This is a genomic window from Bradyrhizobium sp., assembly GCF_049586575.1.
Taxonomy (GTDB): Bacteria; Pseudomonadota; Alphaproteobacteria; order Rhizobiales; family Xanthobacteraceae; genus Bradyrhizobium.
On sequence record NZ_JBAVCF010000461.1, the window covers coordinates 1 to 8,573 of the forward strand.

Here is an 8,573-nt window from a genome sequence, read left to right on the forward strand (position 1 = left end):
CGCAAGCCGAGGCTGGCCCTGTGTCCCAAGCCCGCTTGGGCATGGTCAACAGAGTTTAAACAGGCTGCGGAGGGCTGAATTGCGACCAAAATGGCAGAAAGTTGACGGAAATGGGGCCGCCGGAGCCGGGCTGATTCCGTAACAGTGGATATCTCTCAGAACGATTTCCGGCCGATATCGAGGAATTTCTGGCGCCGCTGCTTGCGGATCGCTTCGGCGTCCAGATGCTTCAGGTCATTCAGCGTCTGGGCGATGGCATCGCCCGTGCTTGCAATCATGGCAGCCGGATCGCGATGCGCGCCCCCGACCGGTTCTTTAAGGATCTGGTCGATCACGCCAAACCGCAGCATGTCCTGCGCGGTGATTTTCATGCTGGTGGCGGCTTCCTGAGCCTTGGTTCCGTCGCGCCACAGGATCGAGGAGGCGGCCTCCGGCGAGATCACGCTATAGATCGCGTGTTCGAACATCAGCACGCGGTTGGCTGTAGTGATCGCGATGGCGCCGCCGGACATTCCCTCGCCGGTGATGATGGCGATGTTCGGCACGCCAAGTGACAGACAGGCATCGGTGGATCGCGCAATCGCTTCGGCCTGCCCGCGCTCCTCGGCGCCGATACCGGGATAGGCGCCGGCGGAATCGACAATCGACAGCACGGGAATGCCGAAGCGGTCCGCCATCTCCATCAGCCGCACCGCCTTGCGATAGCCCTCGGGGCGCGCCATTCCGAAATTGTGCTTGATCCGCGATTCGGTGCTGGCGCCCTTTTCCTGGCCGATCACGCAAATGCTCTCGCCGCGGAAGCGGCCGAAGCCGCCGACCAGCGCCTCATCCTCGGCGAACTTGCGGTCGCCGGCGAGCGGGGTGAATTCCGTGATCAGCCCGCCGACGAAATCGGTGAAATGCGGTCGCTGCGGATGGCGCGCCACCAGCGTTTTTTGCCACGGCGTCAAATTGGCATAGAGGTCGCTCAACGCCTGCGCGGCCTTGTCCTCGATTCGCGAGATTTCCTCGCCGATGTCGCTGCCGGACGCCGCGAGCACCCGCAATTCGTCGATCTTGGAATCGAGTTCGGCGACGGGTTTTTCGAAATCGAGGTAGCTGCGCATGTGATCCGGCATCAAATCAATATAGGGACAAAGCCACCCCGGGGCGAAGCGGCTCCTGGGTCGCGAGAAGAAAGCACGCATCTTCAGATGGTTAGCGTGCGGGCGTGTGGACCTCCCTTTGGCCGGCGTTGCCTTGGGGACTGAGAGGAAATCGCTCTTTCGGGGGAGAAGGCCCCGAAGTCAAGCAGGCCTTACCAGCCGACGTGATTCGCTATTTCTCCGCCAGCGGATGCAGGTCGCGCACCAGACTTTTCAGGCGCTCTTCGACGACGTGGGTATAAATCTGGGTCGTGGATATATCGGTGTGGCCGAGCAGCGTTTGCACGATTCTGAGGTCGGCGCCGTTATGCAGCAGGTGACTGGCGAAGGCGTGGCGCAGCACGTGCGGCGAGACCAGCCGCGGCGCGAGACCGGCAGAGGCGGCCAATTCCTTCAGGTCGCGCGCAAAATGCTGCCGCGTCAGATGGCCGCTTTCGCCAAAGGAGGGAAACAGCCATTTCGAGCTGGTCGCCGTTTTCTGCTTCGGCGCCTTGAGCGCGTTCGTTGCCGCGAGGTAGTCGGCCATGGCGCGGCGCGAGGCCTCGTTGAGCGGCACCAGCCGTTCCTTGTTGCCCTTGCCGCGCACCACGATCATGCCGGCGCTGCTGCGCGACGCCGATAGCGGCAGTGAAACGAGTTCGGAGACGCGCAAGCCCGTGGCGTAGAGCACTTCAAGCAGGCAATGCAGCCGCAGGGCGCGAAGCCGTTCCTGGGGTGAAGCGTCCGCTTCCTCGGCTAATGCCTTCGCGCGCACCAGCAGGCGGTCTACATCCGATATCGACAGCACTTTCGGCAGGCCGCGTCCGCGCTTGGGTCCCGACAGGATGGCCGCCGGGTCATCGGTGCGAATCCGCTCGTTGAGCAGGAAGCGAAACAGGTGCCGCATCGCCGACAGCCGCCGCGCGACGCTCGTCGATTTGAATCCGCGGCTGTCCAACTCGGTGAGATAATCGCGTAACGATTGCGTCTCGGCGCCGGCGAAGTTCTGGCTCTTGGCCGCCAGAAACGCGGAGAAGTCGGCCAAGTCGCGGCGATAGGCATCGAGCGTATTGTCGCCGGCGCCCTGTTCGGCCGCGAGCATATCGAGGAACAGCTCGATCAGTCTGGCGTCGGAGGGTTTGGCGCGCATTCGCAAACCTTAGCTCTCAAATCCTTGACGAACCCTATCTGGCTCGCGCCGCGTCGCGCACCTATTTCTTGAGGAACTTGTCCGGATGAATGTTGATGGTCATTTCTCGCGGTTTCGGGTTGACGAAATTCGCCAGCGCAAAAATCGCGCCGTAAACGACCCCGACGATTACGGCAACGACGGTCAGAAAGCGGAACAGGCTGGGCATGCGAAAGCCTCAGGCGGCGAATTAACCATTTGAATTCATCGGGGATGGCCTGACCTGACTACCACCATGTTCGACATTTCCTTGCAAGGGCTTATGGCTCTCCTCGTCGGACCACTAGAAACCTATATTTGCTGGTGGTCTTGTGATTCTAACGTCCGCAACAGTGCCTGCCGGGATCGGATGCGAACCTTAGAATCAGACCACTAGCAACGCTATCGGCGGGGGTAGTATGGTGACTTGAAGCGCCGCTTGCTGCGGTGATTGGGCAGTGAAATGTCTGAAACAACAGTCTCGTCGGCCGCCCCTGGTACGACCCAGGACGCCGGGATTTCGGCGGCCCTGGGCAATCGTTCGATCGTGTTGGTGGGAATGATGGGGGCCGGCAAATCCACCATCGGACGCAGGCTGTCGGTCCGGCTCGGGCTGCCGTTTCTTGATGCCGACGTTGAAATCGAGGCGGCGGCTGGCATGTCGATTCCCGACATTTTCGAATCGCGCGGCGAAGCCGATTTCCGCGATGGCGAAGTACGCGTGATCGCGCGGCTGCTCGACAACGGGCCGGCGGTGATCGCCACCGGCGGCGGCGCCATGATGCGGCAGGAGACCCGTGACCGCATCCGCGACAAGGCTGTCTCGATCTGGCTCAAGGCCGATCCCGATATCATCATGCGCAGGGTGAAGCGGCGATCCGATCGCCCGCTGTTGCAGACCGCCGACCCCGAGGCGACCGTCGAGCGGTTGATAAGGGAACGAGAGCCGATCTACCGCCATGCCGACTTGACGGTGTGGTCGCGCGACGTGCCGCACGAGAAAATCGTCGATGAATGCCTGGAGGCCCTGTACGGGAAGCTTTGCAGCGGCCATATCGAACCGAGCGCCACCCCATGACCGTGCCGTTGAAACACACTGATCCCATCACTGTCGATGTCGCGCTCGGCGAGCGCGCCTATGACATCGTGATCGGCCGTGATGTCCTGCCATCGCTGGGCAAACGCGTCGCCGCGTTGCGGCCGGGTGCGCGTACCGCTGTCGTCACCGATCGCAATGTCGCGAAGCACTGGCTTGCGAAGACCGAGGCGTCGCTGGCGGAGGCCGGCATCGCCAGCTCTCATGTCGTCGTCGAGGAAGGCGAGGGCTCGAAAAGCTATGCCGTGCTCGAACAAGTGAGCGAGGCGCTGGTTTCGGCCAAAATCGAACGCGCCGATCTCGTGGTCGCGCTTGGTGGCGGCGTGGTCGGCGACCTCGCGGGATTTGCCGCTGCGATCCTCCGCCGCGGCGTCGATTTCGTACAAGTGCCGACCTCGTTGCTGGCGCAGGTCGACTCCTCCGTCGGCGGCAAGACCGGCATCAACTCGCCGCAAGGCAAGAATCTTCTGGGCGCGTTTCATCAGCCGCTCCTGGTGGTTGCGGACACCGCGGTGCTCGACACCCTGTCGCCGCGCCAGTTCCGCGCCGGTTATGCCGAAGTCGCCAAGTACGGCTTGCTCGGCGATGGAGCCTTTTTCACCTGGCTGGAAAAAAATCATGCCGATATCTTCGCAGGCGCCGCCGCGCGCGAGCATGCGATCGCAACTTCCTGCCGCGCCAAGGCGGTGATCGTCGCGCGCGATGAACGGGAGAATGGGGAGCGCGCGCTGCTTAATCTTGGCCATACCTTCGGCCACGCGCTTGAAGCCGCGACCGGCTTTTCCGACCGGCTGTTTCACGGCGAAGGCGTTGCCGTCGGCATGGTGTTGGCAGCGGAACTGTCGGCGCAACTCGGGATGATCGCCGAACATGACGCCGCGCGCATCAAGCGCCATCTGGCCGATGTCGGCTTGCCGACCACTTTGCAGGACATCGCTGGCTTCGCGCAGGAAGGGCTCGCGGATGCGGACGTCCTGATGGGGCTGATGGCGCAGGACAAGAAGGTCAAGCGCGGGCGCCTCACCTTCATCCTGCTCAAAGCGATCGGCCAAGCCGTGATTGCGCCTGACGTCGAACCTTCATTGGTTCGTGATTTTCTGAAAGTGAAGCTGCAACGCGCCTGATCTGGATAGGACGCGCATGGACTGGATCACGTTTTTCGTCGTTATGGTTTGTTTGCTGGTATCGGCCTTTTTCGCCGCCAGCGAAACCGCGCTGACCGGCGCTTCGCGGGGCAGCATGCTGCGGCTGTCGAAGCAGGGCAATCAGGACGCCGCGATTGTCTCGAACCTTTCGGCGATGCGCGAGCGGCTGATCGGCTCGCTCTTGCTCGGCAACAACATCGCCAATATCGGCGCCTCGGCGCTCGCTACCGGGATATTCACGGTTTGGTTCGGCGCAGCCGGCGTGCTCTATGCCACCGCCTTCATGACAGTCCTGGTCGTGATCTTCGCGGAGGTGTTGCCGAAGACGATCGCCATCAATGCGCCGGACCGCGTCGCACTCGCCGTGGCGCGGCCGATGAAGACCGCGATGTTCCTGCTCGGGCCGCTGGTCACGGTGGTCGAAGCCGTCGTGCGGCTCTTGTTGAAATTGTTTCGTGTCACGGCGCATCACAATCAGCCGATCCTGTCGCCGTTCGAGCGGCTGCGCGGAGCGGTCGATCTGCTCCACCACGAGGGCAAGGTCGAGAAACAGGATCGTGACATGCTCGGCGGCCTGCTCGACCTGCGCGAGCTTGAGGTCTCCGATGTGATGGTCCACCGCACCGAAATGGTGATGATCAATGCCGACCTGCCGGCGGAAGATCTGGTGCGGGAAGTGCTCGCGACCGAATACACGCGAATCCCGCTATGGCGCGAGAAGCCCGAGAATATCGTCGGCGTGTTGCACGCCAAGGATTTGCTGCGCGCGATCAGGGCATCGGATGGCGAGACGTCGAAGATCGATGTCTCGACCATCATGCAGCCGCCTTGGTTCGTCCCGGAAATGCGCCCGGTCTCGGAGCAGCTCAAGGCTTTCCGCCGCCGCAAGACCCACTTCGCGCTCGTGGTCGACGAGTACGGCGAGGTCGAGGGCATGGTGACGCTGGAAGACATCTTGGAGGAGATCGTCGGGGACATTTCCGACGAGCACGATGTGGTGGTTGCAGGCGTCCGAGCTCAGCCCGACGGCTCGGTGGTGGTCGACGGTTCGGTGCCGATCCGCGACCTCAACCGCGCGATGGATTGGCATCTTCCGGACGAAGAGGCGACCACCGTAGCCGGTCTCGTGATCCACGAAGCGCGCTCGATCCCCGATCGGGGCCAGAGCTTCACCTTCCACGGCTTCCGTTTTCGTGTATTGCGCCGGGAGCGCAACCGCATTACGGCGCTTCGGATTGTAGCGGTGCCGCGCGAGAGCGAAGTTGCGGGGAAAAAGCCGAGGCGGGCCGGCAAGGCCTTTTAATCAAGGACGCTTAAAATTGGTTTGCTCCGGTTTGACCGGCAACAAGCTATTCCGCTTCTCCCGGCGCCTGTGCCTTGATCGCCAACGCGTGAACGCCGCCCTGAAGTTCCGTAGCCAGCGTTGAATTAATCATGCGGTGGCGCTCGATCCGGCTCTTTCCTTTGAAGGTGGCAGACACGATATACACCCTGAAATGAGTCTCGCCGCCTGGCCTGTGGCCGGCATGGCCTTCATGAAGATGTGATTCATCCGAGACGTCGAGGCTTTCCGGCGAGAAAGCTTCACGCAACTTGTTTGTGATAGTACCTTTGGTGTTCATGGTTGCGGCAATACGTCGGGTACTGTCGATCGTCAATGGTATCTCAGCGGAGTGAAGCGTTTCGCAATGTCAAGACTTGAAGCCTTGAGCGTTGCGTAGTCAAAGACAGTATGGCGATTGATTCATCCAAATTCTTCGATTCTATTCGAATCAAGCCCACCAAGGTGAGCGCGAAGCGCCAGGCGCAGGCGGGCAGCGAAGCCATGACCTGCGAGTGGGTGGGCTGCCAGAACAAGGGCGCGCATCGCGCGCCGAAGGGCCGTGAAAATTCGCGTGAATATTGGCATTTCTGCCTCGACCATGTCCGCGAGTACAACCAGTCCTACAATTTCTTCCAGGGCATGAATCCGGACGACGTCGCCCGCTACCAGAAGGATGCACTGACCGGCCATCGCCCCACCTGGAAAATGGGCGCCAATAGCGGCGCCAAAAAGGGAGAAGGCGATTTCGACACCGCGGCCGATCCCTTCCATGTGTTCGGCGAACTCAACGGTCGTGGCCGCTGGCGGCCGGGTCCGGGCGCGCAGCAGGCCAAGCCGGAGACGCGCAAGGTCATGAACGCCGAGCGCAAAGCGCTACAGGTGATGGGGCTCGGCGCAGGGGCCACGCTCGACGACGTCAAGGCCAAGTACAAGGCGCTGGTGAAGCAGCACCACCCCGATGCCAATGGCGGCGACCGCTCGACCGAAGATCGCCTTATCGAGATCATCAAGGCGTATAATTATCTGAAGACCGTGGTACGCGCGTAGTCGCGCCTCTACGTTTGGTGCGATGATCGCCTCAGAGCTTGCCGCGATCCGCCTGAACCGCGGGTTTAATGACTCCATCTCCGCGCCTGCGGCGAGCCATCCAGCTCCACGCCGCAATAACCAGCACTCCGGCGATAACAGCCAAAATCCAGCAGTATTTGGCGATGCCCGCGTGGGGCGCGAAGCCGCCGTAACGGTGCAGGGCTGAAACCGCGAGCACCCCTGGCAATACATGAGCCGGCGCCCATAGCAGGATCGCCGGAATGTTGACGGCGTAGAATATCGGCGGCGACATTCCGAGCGCGCCGGCGGTGATCGGAACAAAGGCCCTGATCGGCGGAACGAAGCGTGCAAAGAACACGGCGAGCGTGCCCCAGCGATGAAAGAACGCCTCGCTCCGCGCGACCACGCGCGGATAGTTCGAAAGCGGCCAGCAATTGAGGAACTCGCGTTGCTCGCGATGTCCGAGCCAGAAGGCGGATCCGTCTCCCAGCAGGGCGCCGGCGACCGCGGCCGCCAACACCCATTCCAGCCGCAGATCGCCGCCAGGCACCAGCGCGCTCAATGCAAAAATGATGGTTGAACCCGGAATCACGGAACCGATGACCGGAACGGCTTCGAGCAGCGCCGCCAGAAATAGCGTCAGATAGGCGAGCCACACATGGGCAGAGACGAACGCAATCAATGGATCAATCAGCGAGGCCACGAACATCCTTCGGTTTGGGTCGGTCGCTCGGCGCGCAGACCTACCACAACTCGCCGAAGGGTTGGAAAGTGCCGCAACATCCTGATCGGTGGAGGCCGGGGCCCGGATCTGTGGCAAACGCAGCCCTGGACGAAAACTTGCCGCGATTCGCAGGGCAGCCTTCCAAAAACTGCGATCGATACCTATCTTCATGATAATTCAACGGAACTTTGATTGCGGCATGGGCTTCTTCCCGTCGCCGCTCTCTGATAGGTTTCGCCCACTAACCATCCGCAGCCATGCCCATTAAATCTGGTTTCGGGAGCGCCCCGGGACCTCGGAGGACTAATGACGACCGCCGCCATGACCAAAGCCCAGGAACCCGCTGGAATGCCCGACATGAAAGTGTCGGTGCGGCAGGTATTTGGCATCGACAGCGACCTCGAAGTGCCGGCTTATTCCGAAGTCGATCCGCACGTGCCGGATGTCGATTCGGATTATCGCTTCGATCGCGCCACCACGCTCGCCATTCTCGCCGGCTTTGCGAAGAATCGCCGCGTCATGGTCACCGGCTATCATGGTACCGGCAAATCGACCCACATTGAGCAGGTCGCCGCAAGGCTCAACTGGCCATGCGTGCGCGTCAATCTCGACAGCCACATCAGCCGCATCGATCTCGTCGGCAAGGATTCCATCGTCATCAGGGACGGCAAGCAGGTTACCGAATTCAGAGACGGTATCCTGCCATGGGCTCTGCAACACAATATCGCGCTGGTGTTCGACGAATATGATGCCGGCCGTCCCGACGTGATGTTCGTGATTCAGCGCGTGCTGGAAGTTTCCGGCCGTCTGACGCTGCTCGACCAGAACAAGGTCATCAAGCCGCATCCGGCGTTCCGCCTGTTCTCGACCGCCAACACAGTCGGCCTCGGCGACACGTCGGGCCTCTATCACGGCACCCAGCAGATCAACCAGGGCCAGATG

General features: G+C 61.7%; 10 protein-coding genes. 5 read left to right on the forward strand and 5 right to left on the reverse strand.

Going from position 1 to position 8,573, the window contains the following annotated elements:
- Nucleotides 1-155: 155 nt before the first annotated feature.
- The 3 genes from WB528_RS17840 to WB528_RS17850 all read right to left on the reverse strand — a co-directional run bounded on the left by WB528_RS17840 (nucleotide 156) and on the right by WB528_RS17850 (nucleotide 2,482).
- Nucleotides 156-1,118: an acetyl-CoA carboxylase carboxyltransferase subunit alpha gene (locus tag WB528_RS17840; protein ID WP_423889719.1), complete on the reverse strand. Its 963-nt coding sequence runs from the start codon at nucleotides 1,116-1,118 to the stop codon at nucleotides 156-158.
- 199 nt (nucleotides 1,119-1,317) lie between these two features.
- Nucleotides 1,318-2,274 (reverse strand): site-specific tyrosine recombinase XerD, encoded by a 957-nt coding sequence (gene xerD, locus WB528_RS17845; protein ID WP_423889720.1) that lies wholly within the window; start codon nucleotides 2,272-2,274, stop codon nucleotides 1,318-1,320.
- A gap of 61 nt (nucleotides 2,275-2,335) precedes the next feature.
- Nucleotides 2,336-2,482 (reverse strand): histidine kinase, encoded by a 147-nt coding sequence (locus WB528_RS17850; protein ID WP_423889721.1) that lies wholly within the window; start codon nucleotides 2,480-2,482, stop codon nucleotides 2,336-2,338.
- A 273-nt stretch (nucleotides 2,483-2,755) separates the two neighbouring features.
- On the opposite strand from WB528_RS17850, the gene WB528_RS17855 reads away from it, so the two are divergent.
- Genes WB528_RS17855 through WB528_RS17865 form a run of 3 tightly spaced genes read left to right on the forward strand, consistent with a single transcriptional unit; the run spans nucleotide 2,756 to nucleotide 5,836 of the window.
- Nucleotides 2,756-3,370: a shikimate kinase gene (locus tag WB528_RS17855; RefSeq protein WP_423889722.1), complete on the forward strand. Its 615-nt coding sequence runs from the start codon at nucleotides 2,756-2,758 to the stop codon at nucleotides 3,368-3,370.
- Nucleotides 3,367-4,512: a 3-dehydroquinate synthase gene (aroB, locus tag WB528_RS17860; protein ID WP_423889723.1), complete on the forward strand. Its 1,146-nt coding sequence runs from the start codon at nucleotides 3,367-3,369 to the stop codon at nucleotides 4,510-4,512. The genes WB528_RS17855 and aroB overlap by 4 nt, the downstream gene beginning before the upstream one ends.
- Nucleotides 4,513-4,528: 16 nt before the next feature.
- The gene (locus WB528_RS17865; RefSeq protein ID WP_423889724.1) at nucleotides 4,529-5,836 is read left to right on the forward strand and encodes an HlyC/CorC family transporter; all 1,308 of its coding nucleotides are present in this window, start codon (nucleotides 4,529-4,531) and stop codon (nucleotides 5,834-5,836) included.
- Nucleotides 5,837-5,882: 46 nt separating this feature from the next.
- Here the strand turns inward: WB528_RS17865 and WB528_RS17870 are convergent, their stop codons facing one another.
- Entirely contained in the window at nucleotides 5,883-6,155 is a 273-nt protein-coding gene (locus WB528_RS17870; RefSeq protein ID WP_423889728.1) for a BolA family protein, read from the reverse strand.
- A 110-nt stretch (nucleotides 6,156-6,265) separates the two neighbouring features.
- Between WB528_RS17870 and WB528_RS17875 the strand changes: the two genes are divergently transcribed.
- Complete coding sequence (locus WB528_RS17875) at nucleotides 6,266-6,904, forward strand: J domain-containing protein (protein WP_423889725.1); 639 nt, start codon at nucleotides 6,266-6,268, stop codon at nucleotides 6,902-6,904.
- A 31-nt stretch (nucleotides 6,905-6,935) separates the two neighbouring features.
- On the opposite strand, the gene WB528_RS17880 is transcribed toward WB528_RS17875, so the two are convergent.
- Complete coding sequence (locus WB528_RS17880) at nucleotides 6,936-7,610, reverse strand: DedA family protein (protein WP_423889726.1); 675 nt, start codon at nucleotides 7,608-7,610, stop codon at nucleotides 6,936-6,938.
- Nucleotides 7,611-7,937: 327 nt separating this feature from the next.
- Between WB528_RS17880 and WB528_RS17885 the strand changes: the two genes are divergently transcribed.
- Nucleotides 7,938-8,573: AAA family ATPase (locus WB528_RS17885; protein WP_423889727.1), on the forward strand; the 636-nt coding region annotated here is incomplete at its 3' end.

Bases quoted from the DNA above. Each gene is read 5' to 3' on its own strand.
- WB528_RS17840 (WP_423889719.1), bottom strand. From the start codon at position 1,118: ATGCCGGATCACATGCGCAGCTACCTCGATTTCGAAAAACCCGTCGCC.
- WB528_RS17870 (WP_423889728.1), bottom strand. From the start codon at position 6,155: ATGAACACCAAAGGTACTATCACAAACAAGTTGCGTGAAGCTTTCTCG.
- WB528_RS17850 (WP_423889721.1), bottom strand. From the start codon at position 2,482: ATGCCCAGCCTGTTCCGCTTTCTGACCGTCGTTGCCGTAATCGTCGGG.
- xerD (WP_423889720.1), bottom strand. From the start codon at position 2,274: ATGCGCGCCAAACCCTCCGACGCCAGACTGATCGAGCTGTTCCTCGAT.
- aroB (WP_423889723.1), top strand. From the start codon at position 3,367: ATGACCGTGCCGTTGAAACACACTGATCCCATCACTGTCGATGTCGCG.
- WB528_RS17865 (WP_423889724.1), top strand. From the start codon at position 4,529: ATGGACTGGATCACGTTTTTCGTCGTTATGGTTTGTTTGCTGGTATCG.
- WB528_RS17875 (WP_423889725.1), top strand. From the start codon at position 6,266: ATGGCGATTGATTCATCCAAATTCTTCGATTCTATTCGAATCAAGCCC.
- WB528_RS17855 (WP_423889722.1), top strand. From the start codon at position 2,756: ATGTCTGAAACAACAGTCTCGTCGGCCGCCCCTGGTACGACCCAGGAC.